This is a genomic window from Erwinia sp. HDF1-3R, assembly GCF_039621855.1.
In the GTDB taxonomy this organism is placed as follows: domain Bacteria; phylum Pseudomonadota; class Gammaproteobacteria; order Enterobacterales; family Enterobacteriaceae; genus Erwinia.
In genome coordinates, this window is the sequence record NZ_CP155071.1 from 1434709 (window position 1) to 1451595 (window position 16887).

The window sequence follows — 16887 nt, forward strand, 5'->3', positions numbered from 1 at the left end:
TCTTAATGGTACAGAAGCAATCAGTAAAGCAGGGAGTAAAGCTGGCGGCGATACCTGGCTGCCAGCGCGTCGCCGGTGCCCAACGCCGCAAGGATGTCCTGCAATATTTTACGTACCTGGCCGTTAGCCGCGCCGAGATCTTTTTTCAGATGACCAAACAGCAGCTCAAGCGCTTCTTCATTGCGTCCTACCTGATGCAGCTGCAAAGCCAGCTGCGTTGCCAGCTCAGCGTTGTCCGGCTGGGACGCAATCTGCTGCTGGAGCTGTTGAATTTCCGGCGTATCGGCGGCCTGTTTTAACAGATCGATTTGCGCAATAAGCCCCTGATAGCGCGTGTCCTTATCCTGGAGCGGCACGACTTTGAGCACCTCTTCCGCCTCTTCGCTGCGGTTCAGGGCGATCAGCGCTTCGGCCAGCAAAAAGCCCATTTCGCTGTTCTGATTACTCAGCTGCCAGGCTTCCTTAAGCAGGGGAAGGGCATCCAGCACTTTGCCTTCATCCATCAGGCGCATACCTTCCTGTGCTTTCAGCTCCTCTTCCTTAGGCAGCACCTTGTGCAACAGCGCGCGGATAGCTTCTTCCGGCTGTGGGCCCTGGAATCCATCCACCGGCTGACCATTCTGGAACAGATAAACGGTCGGGATGGAACGCAGGCCAAACTGCTGCGCAACGGCGGGTTGTGCATCGCAATCCAGCTCTGCCAGAACAAACTGCCCGGCATACTCCTGTGCGAGGCGCTCCAGCACCGGCGTTAATTCCTGACAGTGCTGACTGCGTGCAGACCAGAAATAAAACAGTACGGGTACCTGCATAGACTGCTCAAGCGTCTGCTGCAGGTTAGTTTCGTCAATCGTAATAATGCTAGCTTGTGGTGACATGAATTCGTCTCTTTTCAGTGTTTCTCATTGTATTGGGGCGACCGCGTGCGCTTCAAGGCCTGATATCACCGTAAGGCTACTTCCCGCGCAAAATGCGATCCAGTATCCAGCCCGGAAGTAAGCGCCGTAATACCGTCATGGCGTGCGCGACCAGCGTCACGGGATAGCGCAGCCGTGGATGTTTGCTCTCCAAAGCATGGCGCAACTTGGGTAATATTGCTTCCGGCGGCAGGGTAAAGCGTGCGGCAATACCGGGATTTTTTACCGGCTTATCGCGCTCGGCCTGGCTAACGTTGTCGGTAAAGCGGGTGCTGATTGGCCCGGGTTCAATCAGGCTGACGCGAATACCGCTACCGTGCAGCTCCATGCGCAGCGCATCAGTCCATGCCTCCAGCGCATACTTGCTGGCCGCGTAGGCACCGCGTCCGGGCGTGGAAATCAGCCCCAGTACCGAGCTGGTATTAATAATGCGCGCATCGCCGCTGGCGCGCAGCGCGGGCAGCAGAAGCGTAGTGAGCTGATGTGTACCAAACAGATTGGTGGCAAACTGCTGCTCCAGCTGCTGGCGAGAGATGGAGGCCAGCGGCCCGTACACGCCATAGCCGCCGTTATTAAAGAGCCCATCCAGGCGGTTATCGCACAGCGCGATAATTTCCGCGGCAGCCCGCTCCACGCTGATACTGTCGTTGAGATCGAGCTGGATGCCGGTAAAACCCAGCGCGTTCATACGCTGTACATCCTCGGGTTTACGACAGGCCGCCAGAATCCGGTAGCCACGACGTAGCAGGTCGTTGGCAGCGATAAAGCCTATTCCACTGGAACAGCCGGTAATAACGATATTTTTTTGCATAGAGTTACCTGTGAGCGGTCATCACAACCGGTCATTATTGCTTAATCAGCGGAGCCAGCTCGCTGGCCATCAGCCCGGTAATAAAGGGCTGGGCATCAGGGTTAGGATGAATACCATCCTGCTGCATCCATTCCGGCTTCAGGTAGACCTGCTCCATAAAAAAAGGTACCAGCGGAATGGCGTTCGCTTTCGCCAGCCGGGGGTAAATGGCACCGAAGGATTCGGTATAGCGTCGGCCATAGTTGGCAGGCAGGCGAATTTGCATCAGCAGAGGCTGCGCATTGGCCGCTTTGACCTGGCTGATAATCGCGCTAAGATCCTTCTCGATAGCCTGTGGCGGGAAGCCGCGCAGTCCATCATTTCCACCCAGCTCAATCAATACCCACCGCGGCTGATGCTGTTTAAGCAGGGCTGGCAGGCGAGCCAGCCCCTGCGCCACGGTGTCGCCGCTTATGCTACCGTTAACGATAGCAGGCGAGCTATGCCACTTATCATTGAGTTGCGCGGGCCATGCGGCGCTGGCGGACATGCGATAACCGGCGCTCAGGCTGTCACCGAGCACCAGCAGCGTATCTGCCGCCGCCGCGCGTAGCGATATCAAAGCCAGTAATAAAAGGACAGGGTAATGCCAGCGGAAAACATTCTTGAAGTTCATCGTCTTAGTAAGTCCGTCGGTCAGGGTGAGCATCAGCTCTCCATCCTTACCGGAGTTGAGCTGGTTGTCAAACCAGCTGAAACCCTCGCACTGATTGGCGAGTCAGGCTCCGGCAAGTCAACCCTGCTGGGTATTTTAGCCGGGCTTGATGATGGGACCGAGGGAGAGGTTACGCTGCTGGGTTCGCCGCTTCACCAGATGGATGAAGAGCAGCGAGCCGCGCTGCGGGCGAAGAGTATTGGCTTTGTTTTTCAGTCTTTTATGCTGGTTCCCACGCTCAACGCACTGGAGAACGTTCAGCTTCCGGCGCTGCTGCGCGGCGATAGCGACAGGCAGAGTCGTGCTCAGGCGCAGGAATTGCTAACCCAGCTTGGCCTGGCCGCGCGCATGACGCACCTGCCCGCACAGCTGTCAGGCGGTGAGCAACAGCGCGTAGCGCTGGCCCGTGCGTTCAGCGGACGTCCGGCGCTGCTGTTTGCCGACGAGCCTACCGGTAACCTCGATCGTAAAACCGGCGATCGCATTGCCGACCTGCTATTCGGACTCAACCGCGACTTTGCGACCACGCTGATTCTGGTCACGCATGATGAACAGCTGGCCGCCCGCTGCGATCGGCGGCTACGCGTGCGTGACGGTAAACTGTGGGAGGAGGCATGATCTGGCGCTGGTTTTGGCGAGAGTGGAAGTCCCCCTCGCTGCTGATTGTCTGGCTGGCGCTCACGCTGGCGGTGGCCTGCGTACTGGCGCTCGGATCGCTAAGCGACCGGATGGAAAAAGGGCTGACTCAGCAGAGTCGCGACTACATGGCAGGCGATCGCACGCTGCAAAGCGCCCGCGAGGTACCCCAGGCATGGCTTGATAACGCGCACCAGCTGGGGCTGAGGGTGGGGCGGCAGCTCACCTTTATGACCATGACCTTTGCCGGTGATACGCCCCAGCTGGCTTCGGTGAAGGCCGTTGACGACGGCTACCCGCTGGCAGGACAGCTGGCTACCGAACCTGCGGCACTTAAACCCGCAGTGGGGACGGTGCTGGTGGCACCGCGCCTGCAGGCGCTGCTTAACCTGCCCGCAGGCGGTCATCTGGACGTCGGGGATGCGACGCTGCGCGTCGCGGGCGTGGTCGTTCAGGAGCCGGATGCGGGTTTCAATCCGTTCCAGACTGCGCCACGGCTGTTAATGAACCTGGCCGACGTGGAGAAGACCGGCGCAATTCAGCCTGGCAGCCGGGTGACCTGGCGCTATAAGTTCGCCGGTACGCCCGCCCAGCTCAGCCGGTATGACAGCTTCATTGCCGCGCATCTCCAACCCGACCAGCGCTGGATAAGCGTCGAAAACTCAGAGGATGCCCTGGGCAAATCGATGCAGCGTGCGCAGCAGTTCCTGCTGCTGTCGGCGCTGTTAACGCTGATGCTGGCCATTGCGGCAGTCGCCGTTGCGATGAGCCACTACTGCCGCAGCCGCTACGATCTGGTGGCGGTGCTTAAGACGCTGGGAGCGGGCCGCACCGCCCTCAGAAAGCTGATTGTCGGCCAGTGGCTGGCAGTACTGCTGCTGGCGGCAGCAGGCGGCAGCGCGCTGGGGCTGGCCTTTGAGGGCATTCTGCTGCATATGCTCGGGCCGGTTCTGCCGGCGCAGCTGCCGCCTGCGAGCGGCTGGCCGTGGCTCTGGGCGCTGGGTTCGCTGTTTATTATTTCACTGCTGGTGGGGCTGCGCCCCTATCGTCTGCTGCTGGCTACGCAGCCGCTGCGGGTTCTCCGGCAGGATGCTGTCGCCAACGTCTGGCCCCTGAAGCTCTATCTGCCCGTCATGGGGCTGGTGGTGGTGGCACTGCTGGCCATACTGGTTGGCGGCAGCGGCCTGCTCTGGGCGCTGATTGCGGGTATTGCGCTGCTTTCACTACTGCTGGGTGCAGTCGGCTGGGCCGGGCTGATGGTTTTGCGTCGACTGACCGGACGGAGTCTGCCATTTCGTCTGGCGATAAACCGATTGCTGCGCCAGCCGTGGACGACCCTCAGCCAGCTGGCGGCCTTCTCACTTTCATTTATGCTGCTGGCGCTGCTGCTGATTATGCGCGGGGATCTGCTGGATCGCTGGCAACAGCAGATGCCGCCCGGCAGCCCTAACTATTTTCTGCTGAACCTGACGCAGGATCAGGTCCCGCAGGTCAGGACATTCCTGGAACAGCATCAGGTCCAGCCACAGACCTTTTATCCCATCGCCCGGGTCAGGCTGACGGGGATCAACAACCAGCCTGCCGATCCGACGCGCGATAATGCTCTTAACCGCGAGCTTAACTTAACCTGGCAAACGCAGCTCCCCGATCACAACCCACTGGTCGCGGGTAGCTGGCCACCAAAAACGGGAGAGGTGTCAATGGAGGAGGCCCTTGCCGGTCGGCTGGGGGTAGGGCTGGGTGACACGCTGACCTTCACCGGTGACACTCAGGCTTTCTCAGCCAAAATTACCAGCCTGCGCAAGGTGGACTGGGAGAGCCTGAAACCTAACTTTTTCTTTATTTTCCCGCCAGGCGCGCTGGATACCCAGCCGCAAACCTGGCTAACCAGTTTTCGGCTTGAGGGCAACACGGCGATGCTGGCCCAGTTAAACCGCGCGTTTCCTACTCTCAGCCTGCTGGATATCGGTACGCTATTGCGCCAGATTGGGCAGGTTCTTGCCCAGGTCAGCAGGGCGCTGGAAGTAATGGTTATTCTGGTGACCGCCTGTGGCATCCTGCTGCTGCTGGCGCAGATTCAGGTTGGAATGCGCCAGCGCAGACAAGAGCTGGTGGTCTGTCGTACGCTGGGAGCCGGCAAAAAACTCCTGCGGCATACGCTGTGGTGTGAGTTTGCGCTACTGGGTGCCGTATCAGGACTGGCCGCCGCATCCGGTGCCGAAGCGGCCCTGTGGGGCCTGCAACGCTACGTATTTGACTTCCCGTGGCAGCCTGACCTGCTGATTTGGCTTGTACTGCCGCTTGCAGGCGCGCTACTGCTGTCATTGTGCGGAGGATGGCTGGGCGTGCGGCTGCTGAAAGGGAAAGCGCTGTTTAGAGGGTATAACGCAGCGTAGGTAATCAGGCTGGCTGGCGGGGGTCCGCTCGGTAGCCAGCCTGGTGGTTAAATGGCGTAGTGGGGTCGGATGATATCTAATTCTACACCCAGCCTGATGGCGTGTTTGGCGTTGCTCACCCCTAACTTTCTGACCACATTACCGATATGAAATTTCACTGTTGTCACTTTGATCCCGAGGATTAATGCTATTTCCTGATAAGACTTTCCAACACTTGCCCAGTAAAAAATTTCGTTCTCTCGTCTTGATAGAAGCTGACCCGTCGTCATCTTTTTAGCTGGCGCTTTACTTTGTTCCTGATAAAGCGTTATTAGCTGCTCATGTGCTGTGACCAGGAGCATTTGAACCCGGTCTTTATTGCAGTGCAAAGCATTCTTAAGTTGACTGTCACTGTAGGGATTAAGGAAAAGAGACAGCACTACCAGGTTATTGTGCTGGTCATGGACAACGAAGGTACAGCCACTGGTGATATTATGATGACATGCCATATCAAACAGACGTGGTATCTGGACCCCTCGCTGCATAAGGCTTTTTTCATCCCAAAAAAAGGGGGTAAGCCTTTGCTGGGCACGACTCAGGACAGGATCGATATGGTGAAAGCTATTATCGATATAGACCTCGAACCATTCGCGCCTGTTTGAGATAATTGAAAAGTCGGCTGGATTATTTTTATTTCGGATTGCGTATGCGTAGTTAATATTTTTAAGCGTTTTCAGTTCCACTTCCAGATAGTCCTGGATGACGGTATTTATAGCTTCCTTATTGAACAAAGGCTGGATCATATCATTTCCTCGCAAAACCCTGCCTGATTTTATAAGAAAACCGACCGGGAACACCGTTTACCTGTCTTTAACGCAGGTTTAAATTAATTCAGCAGACACCATCAATAAGTGAGTGGGTTTTATAACGTTATAAAAAAATATCCCTGTGTGTTGGCAATTAAAAATATCGGATCACTGATTTTGTTTGGCTCTAAGATAAATTTTCTTTAGCAAAAATGATAGCTCTACTTAAGTACAGTTAGTGGCGTTTTTTTAACCCTGTCACTCGTACGGAAAGATGCAGTCTGCGGATCAGCCCGCAGGCTGCATCTGATTCTTTTTGCCTGAACTTAACCCTCTAACCTTTCAATCGCCCAGGCTATCCCACTGGCGTACTCATCCGGCAGCAGCGGCACCAGGTTATGCAGTGCCACCTGTAGCGATTTCACGCTGACATCGTTCAGATTGAGATGTCCAACCTTCCGGCCCGCGCGAACTTCTTTTTCGTACCAGTGGAGATGCACCAGCGGCAGATCTAACCACTGCACATTAACCCCGGTGCCGATCAGGTTGATCATTACTGACGGCGTGCTGACCACCGGCTTCGGCAGAGGGAGGTTCAGGATTGCTCGCAGATGCAGCTCGAACTGGCTGATGGAGGCGCCGTTTTGCGTCCAGTGCCCGCTGTTATGCACGCGTGGGGCCAGTTCATTGATCAGCAGACCTTCCGGCACCACAAAGCACTCCATCGCCATCACGCCGACATAGTTCAGCTCATGCATAATGGCCGACAGCATCGTTTCTGCCTGCTGCTGACGGGCCTTATCCGGCTCAGGCAACGCCACGCTGGTGCGCAGAATGCCGTCCTGATGAAGGTTATGCGTCAGGGGATAAAAAACCGTACTGCCATCAGATGCCCGGGCACCAACCAGCGACACTTCGCCGGAGAAGTTAATGCCCTGTTCCACAATGCATTCACCGTAGCCGGCAGCGGGCAGCGCATCGGTTTCACCCTGGCGTAAACGCCACTGGCCCCGGCCATCGTAGCCGCCGGTGCGGCGCTTAACGATCGCCAGTTCGCCCAGAGTCGCAAAAATTTGCGGCCACTCGCTGGCATCGGCCAGCAGCTGCCAGGGCGCAGTAGCCAGGCCCAGCCGATCGAGGAGCTGTTTTTGCGTCAGCCGATCTGCCAGCAGCGGAAAGATATCGCGGTTAACAAAAGCAGTATGGCTGGCCAGCTCGCGCGTCAGCGCCGTTTCCGGCCAGCGTTCAATCTCAGCGGTGATCACGCTCTGCTGAATGGGCAGCGCTTCTGGCTCGGCGTCAAGGCCAACAGGATAGACGGCAATGCCCAGCGGCTCACCGGCCTGACGCAGCATGCGCCCCAGCTGTCCATTACCCAGTACGCAGACCGGCTTCATGGGTTCACCTGTGGGTCTGGATTATTTAGCACCTCGTCGGTCTGGCTTTTGCGCCAGTCGGCGAGGCGTGTAGCCAGGCCTGCATCATGCAGCGCCAGGATCTGCGCAGCCAGCAGCGCTGCGTTTGCCGCGCCCGCCTTGCCGATGGCCAGCGTACCGACCGGGATACCGCGCGGCATCTGCACAATGGAGTAAAGGCTATCGACGCCGCTCAGGGCTGCACTCTGTACCGGAACGCCGAGGACCGGCACCAGCGTCTTCGCGGCCAGCATACCCGGAAGATGGGCCGCACCGCCCGCACCGGCAATAATCACCTGAAAGCCATTTTCCTGCGCCTGTTCGGCAAAGCTAAAGAGCTTGTCCGGCGTGCGGTGGGCCGAAACGACTTCGCAGTGAAAGGGGACGGCCAGGCTGGTGAGAATTTCCGCAGCAAACTGCATGGTTGCCCAGTCACTTTTGGAACCCATAACAATAGCAATGCGGGCCGATGCGGCGTTGGAAGACATGCGGGTCTGACTCCTGTGATTATACATACGTCATCGGAAGACCTGCACTTACTTGAGCGGGCCGCCGGATGGGAAGGGCTGAGAGAATAACATGACTGGAGGGCAAGGAAAACGGTTGCGTATGCCCTTCATCCGCAAAAAAACCGCATTTAACCGCCTAAAAGGGGAAAGCGATCAATGCCGTTTCATCGGGGCTGACGCGGATCATCGAGCCTTCGGTGTGCCATGCGCCCAGCACCAGGCGCTCGGCGGGCTGACCGTTAACCTCGAGCTGATGAACGGCGGGTCGGTGGGTATGGCCATGTATCAGGTACTGCACCTGATGATGCGACATTGACTCGCTGACCGCAGCGGAATTGACGTCCATAATTGCGACATCTTTACTGCTGTTAGCCTGTTTACTGCCGGATCGCATACGCGCGGCAATGCGCTGGCGCAGAGAGAGGGGTAGGGCAAGGAACAGTTTTTGCAGCCAGCGCTGATGAACCCGGCGGCGAAACTGCTGGTAGCCTGCATCGTCGGTGCAGAGCGTGTCACCATGCATAATCAGAATGCGTTTACCGTACAGTTCCAGCACCGTCTCCTGGGGCAGGAGCGTCATGCCGCAGGCGGCGGCAAAGCGCTTACCCAGCAGGAAATCACGGTTGCCATGAATAAAGTAGCAGGGAATGCCACGCTGCTTTAGCGCATTAAGGGCAAGGGCGATTTCTGCATGCAGCGGCTGAGGGTCGTCGTCGCCGATCCAGGCTTCAAACAGATCGCCGAGAATATATAACGCATCGGCGTGGAAAGCTTCACGGCGCAAAAAAGCAAGAAAACCGGCAGTGATTGCCGGTTCTTCAGTGCAGAGATGCAAATCTGCGATAAACAGCGTGCAGGACATTATTCGCTAACGATCACGTTCTGAATGATAACGTCTTCTTTTGGCACGTCCTGATGCATACCGCTGCGGCCGGTTGCAACGGCTTTGATCTTCTCAACCACGTCCATACCTTCAACTACTTCTGCAAATACGCAGTAACCCCAGCCCTGCAGGCTTTCGTCGCGGAAGTTCAGGAAGTCGTTATCCGCCACGTTGATAAAAAACTGCGCGGTCGCGGAGTGAGGAGCCTGAGTACGGGCCATGGCCAGCGTACCTTTGGTGTTCTTCAGACCGTTGCTGGCTTCGTTGCGGATCTCTTCTTTGGTATCTTTCTGCTTCATGCCCGGTTCGAAACCGCCGCCCTGAACCATAAAGCCGTTGATAACGCGGTGAAAGATGGTGTTGTTATAAAAACCTTCACGGCAGTATTCCAGGAAGTTTTTAACGGTAGCTGGCGCTTTGTCATCAAAGGTTTTGATAACGATATCGCCATGATTAGTCTGGAAAGTAACCATATTATCATCCTGTAGAAATTGAAGTATTTATCGGTAAGCAAGTGCCGGTGCCCTCAGGGCATTCGCACGCTTTTGGCAGACCGCTTTTATATCACAAATTGTCATGTCGAGTCAGCCCTGCTGCATAACGGGACCGCGCTAGCGCCTTGCTTTGCGTGGCGGTTACGTTAACAATACGGCAGAATACCAAACTGGTTTATCCCGCACACGTTAAAAACGGAATGTCTCAATGCTAAAGATTTACAACACCCTGAGTCGTCAAAAAGAGGAATTTAAACCCATTCATGCTGGTGCTGTTGGCATGTACGTGTGCGGCATTACCGTTTATGACCTCTGTCACATTGGACACGGACGCACGTTTGTTGCCTTTGACGTGGTGGCACGCTACCTGCGCTATCTGGGTTACTCGCTGAAATACGTGCGTAACATCACCGATGTTGACGACAAGATAATCAAACGTGCCAACGAGAACGGCGAGTCGATAGAAGTGCTGACCAACCGGATGATTAGCGAGATGCATGCAGATTTTGCTGCTCTCAACATCCTGCCGCCGGATTGCGAGCCACGCGCCACGCGCCATATCAGCGAAATTATTGAAATTGTCGAAAAGCTGATCGCGCGCGATCACGCTTATGTTGCCAGCAACGGCGACGTGATGTTCTCGGTGGACAGCGATCCGAATTATGGCCAGCTCTCCCGTCAGGATCTGGATCAGCTCCAGGCCGGTGCCCGTGTGGACGTGGCGGAAGACGTCAAGCGCAATCCAATGGACTTTGTGCTGTGGAAGATGTCGAAAGCCAACGAGCCGGGCTGGGATTCACCCTGGGGCGAAGGCCGTCCGGGCTGGCACATTGAGTGCTCGGCGATGAACTGCAAGCAGCTGGGCGACCATTTTGATATCCACGGCGGCGGATCAGACCTGATGTTCCCGCACCACGAAAACGAGATCGCCCAGTCCAGCTGTGCGCACGACGGTCCCTATGTGAACTACTGGATGCACTCCGGCATGGTGATGGTAGACCGTGAGAAAATGTCGAAGTCGCTGGGTAACTTCTTCACTATGCGCGACGTGCTGGCACATTATGATGCGGAAACGGTGCGATACTTCCTGATGTCGGGCCACTATCGCAGCCAGCTAAACTACGGCGAAGATAACCTGAAACAGGCGCGATCGGCGCTGGAACGCCTCTATATTGCCCTGCGTAATACGGATGCGTCGGCGTTACCCGCGGGTGGTGAGGCATTCGAGGCCCGCTTCCGCGAGGCGATGGATGATGACTTCAACACGCCGGAAGCCTACTCGGTGCTGTTCGATCTGGCGCGCGAAGTGAACCGCATGAAGGCTGAGAACGTTGCCGCCGTTGACGGTCTGGCCGCAACGCTACGTTCGCTTGCTGGCGTACTGGGCCTGCTGGCGCAGGATCCGGAGCTATTTTTGCAGAGCGGTGCACAGGACGCGAATGATAACTCGGCGGAAATTGATGCGCTGGTGCAGATGCGGATTAACGCGCGTAAAGAGAAAAACTGGGCGCAGGCGGATGTTGCGCGCGACAAGCTGAACGAACTGGGCATTGTGCTGGAAGATGGCCCGCAGGGCACCAGCTGGCGTCGGAAGTAGTAAACAGCGTCAGGGGCGCTCGCTCCTGACGCTGCTCCCGGTGCTCAGCCCGCGGGCGGGGCACTGGGAAGAGGTAACCTTATTCGGTCACCGTAATGCTGTTACCGTCGAACTCCACCTTCTGGCCGGAGACGATTTTACAGCGCTTACGGGTTTCAACCTTGCCATCAACGGTGACATAGCCTTCGGCTATCAGCGATTTCGCCACCGCGCCGCTTTCTACCCAGCCTTCCAGCTTCAGCAGATCGCAGAGATCGACGTGCGGATGCTTACCTAAAGAGAACGTTGCCATTACTGTGCTGCTCCATCATTAAATTCTTCACATGCCTGAAGGGTATTCTGGATAAGCGTGGCGACCGTCATCGGGCCAACGCCGCCAGGAACCGGCGTAATATACGACGCGCGCGCGGAGGCGGCTTCAAAATCCACATCGCCCACGACCTTGCCACTCTCCAGGCGGTTAATGCCCACATCTATCACAATCGCACCGGGCTTAATCCAGTCGCCGGGGATAAAGCCGGGCTTGCCGACGGCAACGACCAGCAGATCCGCATGCTCGACGTGACGACGCAAATCTTTGGTAAAACGGTGAGTTACGGTTGTGGTGCAGCCCGCCAGCAGCAGCTCCATACTCATCGGACGGCCCACGATATTGGATGCACCAATCACCACCGCATTAAGCCCGAAAGTATCAATATTATAGCGCTCAAGTAGGGTAACGATGCCGCGAGGCGTACAGGGGCGAAGCTTAGGCGCACGCTGGCACAGGCGGCCAACGTTATAAGGGTGGAAGCCATCCACGTCCTTGGTTGGCGAAATATGCTCCAGCACCTTAACGTTATCAATGCCTGCCGGCAGCGGCAGCTGCACCAGGATACCGTCGATTTCACCCTCGTTATTCAACTGCTCAATCAGCTCCAGCAGCTCTGCTTCGCTGGTGGTCGCGGGCAGGTCGTAAGAGCGGGAGATAAAGCCCACCTCTTCGCAGGCGCGACGCTTGCTGCTTACGTAAATCTGCGAAGCCGGGTTCTCACCCACCAGAACCACGGCCAGTCCAGGCGCCCGTTTTCCAGCGGCCAGACGCTGCTGCACTTTCTCAGCAACCTCCTGTCGTACCTGCTGCGCAATCGTTTTACCGTCAATAATCTTTGCTACCATCAGAGAGGGGATCCATCTGTGTTGAGTTAAAACGGGGAATGGCGCCTATTTTGTCAGAAGCGGCGGCCGCTGTCAGGCACAGTTTTGCTGGCTACTGTGCAATAGTGCAGCAACAGCGCGCCGCATCAGGTAAAATCGTTGACTCAGCAGCCCCGCTCCGTATAATTCGACGCAGTTCACTATGCGCCCTTAGCTCAGTTGGATAGAGCACCGGCCTTCTAAGCCGTAGGTCACAGGTTCGAATCCTGTAGGGCGTACCATTAATTATCAATCAATTAACAACTTCCTCCCGTCTTCAAATTTTCCTTGTGGGACAGATTTGGGACAGAGACACTAAAAATCGCATCAATATGACGTGCATGCTCGGTCAAATGGTTCGGTGCCAGATGAGCATAACGCTGTACCATCTCGATACTTTCCCAACCCCCCATTTCCTGCAACGCTGACAGTGGCACGCCCGCCTGAATAAGCCAGCTCGCCCACGTATGTCGCAAGTCGTGAAAACGGAAATCCTCTATACCCGCCCGAACAAGTGCAGCTCTCCAGGCAGTATTGGAATCAACCCGCATTTTCCTTACCGCCGGCGTTGGCGTTCCGTCATTTCTCTTCACCGCCGAGGTGTGTACGAACACCCAGCTTTGATGATTCCCTATCTGCCGGCGTAATACAGAACATGCCAGGTCATTCAGCGCTACGCCAATAGCTCTGCCTGACTTGCTGTCCTCGGGATAAATCCACGCCACCTTGCGCTGCATGTCTATCTGCTGCCACTTCATATCCACGATGTTAGAGCGGCGCAGGCCTGTTGCCAGCGCAAACTCTACGGTAGACTTCAGTGGCTCCGGGCATTCCTTAATCAGTCTCTGGGCTTCAACGGGTTCGAGCCACCGAACCCGCTTGTTCCTTTCCTGAGGAACCTTGATCACCGGCCCTTTTTCGATCCACTTCCAGTCACGCTCCGCAGCCCGCATCAATGCCTTCATTAAAGCCAGGTGCTTCGCCTTCGTTGAAGTTGAAACCGGCTCCGGCTTATAAACCCCCATATCGATTCCCTTCTTCTGCATCCCTGCAGCACGCTGCCTCCAGCGCACCTCAGACTTCCTGTTATTCATCCTGCTTACAGCGGTGTAAATCTTCGCTTCGGTAATGTCCTTTAACAAAACACCCTCAAAGTGAATCAGCCAGAATCCCATCCGGCCTTTATCGGCATCCAGTGACTTCTTGTGTGCTTTCTCTTCAAGCCAGCGCATGCAGGCTTCGTCAAAAGTCACGCTAGGAAAATCACCGAGTTTCTCTATCCGCCACAGCTCAGCTTTTCTTTGGTCGTGCAGCTCCTGAGCTTGCTTTCGGTCCGTTGTCCCAAAAGATTCCTTAATCCTTTTGCCGCCCGGCGTTGTGTAGCTGCCGTACCAGACATCCCCTCTGCGGAATAATGACATGCTCTCTCCTTATCATGTGCATCACCCGCGCTCACGGCGACAGTGTGCAACGGATTATTCAGGGCGGCAATACACGCCTGCCGGGTTACAAGATATGGTGACTTGTTTTTGCTGGGGTCTTTACGTGTCGCGGTGAGCCGGCCGCTCCGTATCCAGTTGCTGGCGGTCGGCCGGGAAATGCCGAGAAACGTGCAGGCCTCATCCAGCGTCAGTGAGTACGCTTCCATAGTTGACCTCGTTCAGAGTATTTTGAATATCGCCCAGACGGCGATCACGAATGCTATTGCGATGAGAATGTGGGGATGGGTGATCACAGCTGCTGGGCGTAATCCGCCGAAAGCAAAGTGATGGCTCGGCGCATTGCAGCAACTCTTCCGGTTTCTGAATACTCCACCGTTCTGGACTGAGCGCCAGCTGGCTCACTAACCAAAACCACGCGGTCACCAAAGGTGATGTTCATATCGAGAAGGCTGGCGAGATGCATAGCCTGCGAGGTATCAATCTGAGGTTGCCATGCCCAGCCCATAACCATTCTGAGTGACAACTTATCCTTTCCGGTATGCGAGCAGCTCTCTGCAGACATCAAAGAAAGCTTATTAAGCTCCCGGTCGCTCAATTCATTAATTTCTTCTTGGGACATGATCTATCTCCTATCCACCACGACCCAGGCGCTGACAAACGCAATTCAGCCATAGCCATGCCCGCCCACGATGTTGTGCAGGTATCAGGGTTTCAATGCGCTTGGCGTGTTTATCGAGTATCTGTCGGTAGGTGAGGGTGTTTGATTTGTTGGTGTATTCTTTAACTGCAGCTCGGGCTGTGCTGTTGATCGCGTTCTGAGACTCCGGCGACATTCTGCCTCTCCATACATTCCATCCACACCTCACGGGCCAGAGTGCAGCGCGGTATGCTCCAGATTAAGCGGCGCTTTCCGGTCTGGCCTGCCCACTGGATAATCTCATCCATGTAGTGCTCAAAGGCTTTCTCTGCTTCATTCATGCCACCCTCCGTTGTTTGGTTGCCCACTGATTAAGCTCATCATCTTTCCTGCACTCTGGGCAGCAGTAGCTCGCACCCGGCTGAGATGGCTCCCCACAATCTCCGTTGCGGCAAATGGGTGAAGGCGGTTCCGGCTTCTTCCTGTTAGCCAAAGCGATAGTCCTTTCCAGCTCTTCAAGCTCAGCGGCCTGGTCAGTTACGTCTGCATGCATGAGGTGGCTCCTGAATTTAGAAAACAAAAAACCGCCCGGAGGCGGTCACATAAATCAAAAATTTGTATTAAGGATTACGATATTCTTCATAGGTGCGTGGTTTGGGATCGGTGGCAGTACGATACTGCTCAATGCTTTCTTTGCGTTGCTTAAGGTACATCAATGTCTCATTGAGCTGATTTTGCTCATCAATAGGCATGGTGATAACACCAGAATCATTCTTTGATTTAATCTTATCCATGATTTCAATGGCTAAACCAATCATCTCGCTATCGGTCAAAATCTCGTTTCGATACATTTCACTGCGGTTTTCGAGATCGTCAACTTTGCTTTCTAATTCCGCGACCTGATTGAAATAGCCTTCATTCTGTGACTGCGCATCGCTCAGAGCTGCGTCCGCATTAATAGCGAGCTCTTTCAATTCGTTGACTTTTTCAATTGCTTGACTGGCAAGTTGTTCAGCTGTATCAGACATGATTAATTCCTTTTCAGTTTAATGGTTTATCGTAATAACTCAGGAAAAATACTAACCGAAATATAATCAATCTCAAAGCAAAATACTGTATATAAATACAGTATTTTGTGTCATAAATCTGGCTTGGATTTTGCTGACAGATTCACGCCGCGAGCAGTTATGAATCTGATGCCCATTCGCTTAGCCATTTGACGAATTGATTCACATGAGCGGTTTATTTTCCGGGCGATTATTTTCGGAGGTAGAGAAGAGGACATTCTCTTTAGAGAATCCTTTTCATCAGGAGTCCATCGACGACCAAGAGAAAGCTGATTCCCTCTTCTCCGGTAGTTTCCAACCATCGTTATCTCCTCCACTTTTGGCAATAAAAAACCCCGCCAGAGCGAGGTTTTAGGATTTTAGTTTTAGACTAACGATTCATAAAGATATAGTGGCTAGGTGTTTCTTCTACCAAAAAATAATCACCATTTTCAAACAATTCACTTTCAAAATGAACACCTTGGCTTTTCGGCCAGCCCATGAAATATTGAACGCTGGTATTATTTTTTGGGATTACAACGGTAGTTTCTGCCGTCAAAGCATTCGGATGGCCTGAATGTATGACTGAAACATCAGCATCTAGAAGGATGCCCTGATAGGTAATTTTTGTTAAGGCCATAGCTTAGTTACCCTTAGTTATAAATCGGAATGATTGAAGTAATGGTTTGTTCATCAAATTATCATTACCGCTTAACTAATGCTGAAAAATAACAGTTTAGACTACTCTTAATTCGGAGGTGCCTATGTGCGGACGATTCACGCAGTACAGAACACGCGAAGAATACCTGAAAGAGTTTGCCGACGAAGTAGAGCGAGAGATTGCTTACGACCCTGAACCGATCGCCCGGTATAACGTGGCGCCCGGCACCAATGTCCTGCTGCTAAACCAGCGCGATGATTCCCTTCATCTCGATCCGGTTCACTGGGGATATGGGCCTGAGTGGTGGCACAAAGCACCGCTGATCAATGCCAGGGTAGAGACCGCAGCCACCGGCCGCATGTTTAAGCCGCTGTGGAACAACGGTCGTGCTATCGTCATGGCAGATGGCTGGTATGAGTGGAAGCGTGATGACAGCAAAAAACAGCCTTACTTCATCTACCACAAATCCGGTAAGCCCATCTTCTTCGCGGTAATCGGCAAAGTTCCCTATGACAAGCAGAATGAGAGCGAAGGCTTTGTGATAGTCACCGCCGCCAGCGATAAAGGTCTGGTCGATATCCATGACCGCCGGCCGCTGGTTCTGAGCACATCCGCTGTGCTGGACTGGCTCAATCCTGAAACCACTTCTGAAGAGGCACAGGGCATCGCCAAAGAGCAATCCATACCCTCAGATGAGTTCACCTGGCATCCTGTATCGAAGTCAGTGGGCAGCGTGAAGAATCATGGGAGTGAGTTGGTCGAGGAGATTGATGATCCGGTGTTGTGAG

General features: G+C 54.7%; 19 protein-coding genes, 1 tRNA gene and 1 pseudogene. 5 read left to right on the forward strand and 16 right to left on the reverse strand.

Annotated features, from left to right (window positions below; all coding sequences use genetic code 11):
* Nucleotides 1–20: 20 nt before the first annotated feature.
* From AAGR22_RS06535 to tesA, 3 genes are all read right to left on the reverse strand, one after another.
* A complete protein-coding gene (locus tag AAGR22_RS06535) occupies nt 21–878 on the reverse strand; it encodes a co-chaperone YbbN (protein ID WP_345830985.1) in 858 nt (285 codons plus the stop codon).
* 76 nt (nt 879–954) lie between these two features.
* The gene (locus tag AAGR22_RS06540; protein WP_067705342.1) at nt 955–1728 is read right to left on the reverse strand and encodes an SDR family oxidoreductase; all 774 of its coding nucleotides are present in this window, start codon (nt 1726–1728) and stop codon (nt 955–957) included.
* Between the two features lie 34 nt (nt 1729–1762).
* On the reverse strand, nt 1763–2383 hold the full coding sequence (gene tesA, locus AAGR22_RS06545; protein WP_345830987.1) for a multifunctional acyl-CoA thioesterase I/protease I/lysophospholipase L1: 621 nt from the start codon (nt 2381–2383) through the stop codon (nt 1763–1765).
* Here tesA and ybbA point away from each other — a divergent pair.
* Nucleotides 2354–3040 carry a putative ABC transporter ATP-binding protein YbbA gene (gene ybbA / locus AAGR22_RS06550; RefSeq protein WP_067705344.1) on the forward strand — a complete coding sequence of 229 codons (687 nt, stop codon included), beginning with the start codon at nt 2354–2356 and terminating at the stop codon, nt 3038–3040. The two genes, tesA and ybbA, sit on opposite strands and share 30 nt — an antisense overlap.
* Nucleotides 3037–5454, forward strand: coding sequence for a putative ABC transporter permease subunit YbbP (ybbP, locus tag AAGR22_RS06555; protein WP_345830989.1), 2418 nt, complete (start codon nt 3037–3039; stop codon nt 5452–5454). The genes ybbA and ybbP overlap by 4 nt, the downstream gene beginning before the upstream one ends.
* Before the next feature lie 47 nt (nt 5455–5501).
* Here the strand turns inward: ybbP and AAGR22_RS06560 are convergent, their stop codons facing one another.
* The 5 genes from AAGR22_RS06560 to ppiB all read right to left on the reverse strand — a co-directional run bounded on the left by AAGR22_RS06560 (nt 5502) and on the right by ppiB (nt 9519).
* Nucleotides 5502–6236, reverse strand: coding sequence for a LuxR family transcriptional regulator (locus AAGR22_RS06560; RefSeq protein WP_345830991.1), 735 nt, complete (start codon nt 6234–6236; stop codon nt 5502–5504).
* A 329-nt stretch (nt 6237–6565) separates the two neighbouring features.
* A complete protein-coding gene (gene purK / locus AAGR22_RS06565; protein ID WP_345830993.1) occupies nt 6566–7636 on the reverse strand; it encodes a 5-(carboxyamino)imidazole ribonucleotide synthase in 1071 nt (356 codons plus the stop codon).
* Entirely contained in the window at nt 7633–8142 is a 510-nt protein-coding gene (gene purE, locus AAGR22_RS06570; RefSeq protein WP_067705349.1) for a 5-(carboxyamino)imidazole ribonucleotide mutase, read from the reverse strand. The genes purK and purE overlap by 4 nt, the downstream gene beginning before the upstream one ends.
* Nucleotides 8143–8299: 157 nt before the next feature.
* Nucleotides 8300–9025, reverse strand: a complete 726-nt coding sequence (gene lpxH / locus AAGR22_RS06575) for a UDP-2,3-diacylglucosamine diphosphatase (RefSeq protein ID WP_345830995.1) — start codon at nt 9023–9025, stop codon at nt 8300–8302.
* Nucleotides 9025–9519, reverse strand: coding sequence for a peptidylprolyl isomerase B (ppiB, locus tag AAGR22_RS06580; RefSeq protein ID WP_345830997.1), 495 nt, complete (start codon nt 9517–9519; stop codon nt 9025–9027). The genes lpxH and ppiB overlap by 1 nt, the downstream gene beginning before the upstream one ends.
* A 229-nt stretch (nt 9520–9748) precedes the next feature.
* Between ppiB and cysS the strand changes: the two genes are divergently transcribed.
* Entirely contained in the window at nt 9749–11137 is a 1389-nt protein-coding gene (cysS, locus tag AAGR22_RS06585) for a cysteine--tRNA ligase (protein WP_345830999.1), read from the forward strand.
* 79 nt (nt 11138–11216) lie between these two features.
* On the opposite strand, the gene ybcJ is transcribed toward cysS, so the two are convergent.
* Nucleotides 11217–11429 carry a ribosome-associated protein YbcJ gene (gene ybcJ / locus AAGR22_RS06590; RefSeq protein ID WP_067705357.1) on the reverse strand — a complete coding sequence of 71 codons (213 nt, stop codon included), beginning with the start codon at nt 11427–11429 and terminating at the stop codon, nt 11217–11219.
* Nucleotides 11429–12295 carry a bifunctional methylenetetrahydrofolate dehydrogenase/methenyltetrahydrofolate cyclohydrolase FolD gene (gene folD / locus AAGR22_RS06595; RefSeq protein WP_345831002.1) on the reverse strand — a complete coding sequence of 289 codons (867 nt, stop codon included), beginning with the start codon at nt 12293–12295 and terminating at the stop codon, nt 11429–11431. The genes ybcJ and folD overlap by 1 nt, the downstream gene beginning before the upstream one ends.
* Before the next feature lie 183 nt (nt 12296–12478).
* Here folD and AAGR22_RS06600 point away from each other — a divergent pair.
* A tRNA-Arg gene (locus AAGR22_RS06600) sits at nt 12479–12555 on the forward strand.
* Between the two features lie 15 nt (nt 12556–12570).
* On the opposite strand, the gene AAGR22_RS06605 is transcribed toward AAGR22_RS06600, so the two are convergent.
* The 6 genes and pseudogenes from AAGR22_RS06605 to AAGR22_RS06630 all read right to left on the reverse strand — a co-directional run bounded on the left by AAGR22_RS06605 (nt 12571) and on the right by AAGR22_RS06630 (nt 16078).
* Nucleotides 12571–13734 (reverse strand): site-specific integrase, encoded by a 1164-nt coding sequence (locus AAGR22_RS06605; RefSeq protein WP_345831004.1) that lies wholly within the window; start codon nt 13732–13734, stop codon nt 12571–12573.
* A gap of 161 nt (nt 13735–13895) precedes the next feature.
* Nucleotides 13896–13961, reverse strand: a pseudogene (locus tag AAGR22_RS06610) (DNA-binding protein); the annotation flags it as partial.
* Between the two features lie 83 nt (nt 13962–14044).
* The gene (locus AAGR22_RS06615; protein ID WP_345831006.1) at nt 14045–14374 is read right to left on the reverse strand and encodes a hypothetical protein; all 330 of its coding nucleotides are present in this window, start codon (nt 14372–14374) and stop codon (nt 14045–14047) included.
* Between the two features lie 161 nt (nt 14375–14535).
* Nucleotides 14536–14733: a hypothetical protein gene (locus AAGR22_RS06620; RefSeq protein ID WP_345831008.1), complete on the reverse strand. Its 198-nt coding sequence runs from the start codon at nt 14731–14733 to the stop codon at nt 14536–14538.
* A gap of 279 nt (nt 14734–15012) precedes the next feature.
* Nucleotides 15013–15420, reverse strand: a complete 408-nt coding sequence (locus AAGR22_RS06625) for a hypothetical protein (protein WP_345831009.1) — start codon at nt 15418–15420, stop codon at nt 15013–15015.
* A gap of 409 nt (nt 15421–15829) precedes the next feature.
* Nucleotides 15830–16078: a hypothetical protein gene (locus tag AAGR22_RS06630; protein ID WP_345831010.1), complete on the reverse strand. Its 249-nt coding sequence runs from the start codon at nt 16076–16078 to the stop codon at nt 15830–15832.
* 124 nt (nt 16079–16202) lie between these two features.
* Here AAGR22_RS06630 and AAGR22_RS06635 point away from each other — a divergent pair, with 124 nt between their 5' ends.
* On the forward strand, nt 16203–16886 hold the full coding sequence (locus AAGR22_RS06635; RefSeq protein ID WP_345831011.1) for an SOS response-associated peptidase family protein: 684 nt from the start codon (nt 16203–16205) through the stop codon (nt 16884–16886).
* The last annotated feature ends 1 nt before the right edge of the window (nt 16887 follow it).

What these genes read in the sequence shown, in the direction of transcription:
- AAGR22_RS06535 (WP_345830985.1), bottom strand. Translation starts at nt 878, where the DNA reads ATGTCACCACAAGCTAGCATTATTACGATTGACGAAACTAACCTGCAG.
- AAGR22_RS06540 (WP_067705342.1), bottom strand. Translation starts at nt 1,728, where the DNA reads ATGCAAAAAAATATCGTTATTACCGGCTGTTCCAGTGGAATAGGCTTT.
- ybbA (WP_067705344.1), top strand. Translation starts at nt 2,354, where the DNA reads ATGCCAGCGGAAAACATTCTTGAAGTTCATCGTCTTAGTAAGTCCGTC.
- tesA (WP_345830987.1), bottom strand. Translation starts at nt 2,383, where the DNA reads ATGAACTTCAAGAATGTTTTCCGCTGGCATTACCCTGTCCTTTTATTA.
- ybbP (WP_345830989.1), top strand. Translation starts at nt 3,037, where the DNA reads ATGATCTGGCGCTGGTTTTGGCGAGAGTGGAAGTCCCCCTCGCTGCTG.
- AAGR22_RS06560 (WP_345830991.1), bottom strand. Translation starts at nt 6,236, where the DNA reads ATGATCCAGCCTTTGTTCAATAAGGAAGCTATAAATACCGTCATCCAG.
- purK (WP_345830993.1), bottom strand. Translation starts at nt 7,636, where the DNA reads ATGAAGCCGGTCTGCGTACTGGGTAATGGACAGCTGGGGCGCATGCTG.
- purE (WP_067705349.1), bottom strand. Translation starts at nt 8,142, where the DNA reads ATGTCTTCCAACGCCGCATCGGCCCGCATTGCTATTGTTATGGGTTCC.
- lpxH (WP_345830995.1), bottom strand. Translation starts at nt 9,025, where the DNA reads ATGTCCTGCACGCTGTTTATCGCAGATTTGCATCTCTGCACTGAAGAA.
- ppiB (WP_345830997.1), bottom strand. Translation starts at nt 9,519, where the DNA reads ATGGTTACTTTCCAGACTAATCATGGCGATATCGTTATCAAAACCTTT.
- cysS (WP_345830999.1), top strand. Translation starts at nt 9,749, where the DNA reads ATGCTAAAGATTTACAACACCCTGAGTCGTCAAAAAGAGGAATTTAAA.
- ybcJ (WP_067705357.1), bottom strand. Translation starts at nt 11,429, where the DNA reads ATGGCAACGTTCTCTTTAGGTAAGCATCCGCACGTCGATCTCTGCGAT.
- folD (WP_345831002.1), bottom strand. Translation starts at nt 12,295, where the DNA reads ATGGTAGCAAAGATTATTGACGGTAAAACGATTGCGCAGCAGGTACGA.
- AAGR22_RS06605 (WP_345831004.1), bottom strand. Translation starts at nt 13,734, where the DNA reads ATGTCATTATTCCGCAGAGGGGATGTCTGGTACGGCAGCTACACAACG.
- AAGR22_RS06615 (WP_345831006.1), bottom strand. Translation starts at nt 14,374, where the DNA reads ATGTCCCAAGAAGAAATTAATGAATTGAGCGACCGGGAGCTTAATAAG.
- AAGR22_RS06620 (WP_345831008.1), bottom strand. Translation starts at nt 14,733, where the DNA reads ATGAATGAAGCAGAGAAAGCCTTTGAGCACTACATGGATGAGATTATC.
- AAGR22_RS06625 (WP_345831009.1), bottom strand. Translation starts at nt 15,420, where the DNA reads ATGTCTGATACAGCTGAACAACTTGCCAGTCAAGCAATTGAAAAAGTC.
- AAGR22_RS06630 (WP_345831010.1), bottom strand. Translation starts at nt 16,078, where the DNA reads ATGGCCTTAACAAAAATTACCTATCAGGGCATCCTTCTAGATGCTGAT.
- AAGR22_RS06635 (WP_345831011.1), top strand. Translation starts at nt 16,203, where the DNA reads ATGTGCGGACGATTCACGCAGTACAGAACACGCGAAGAATACCTGAAA.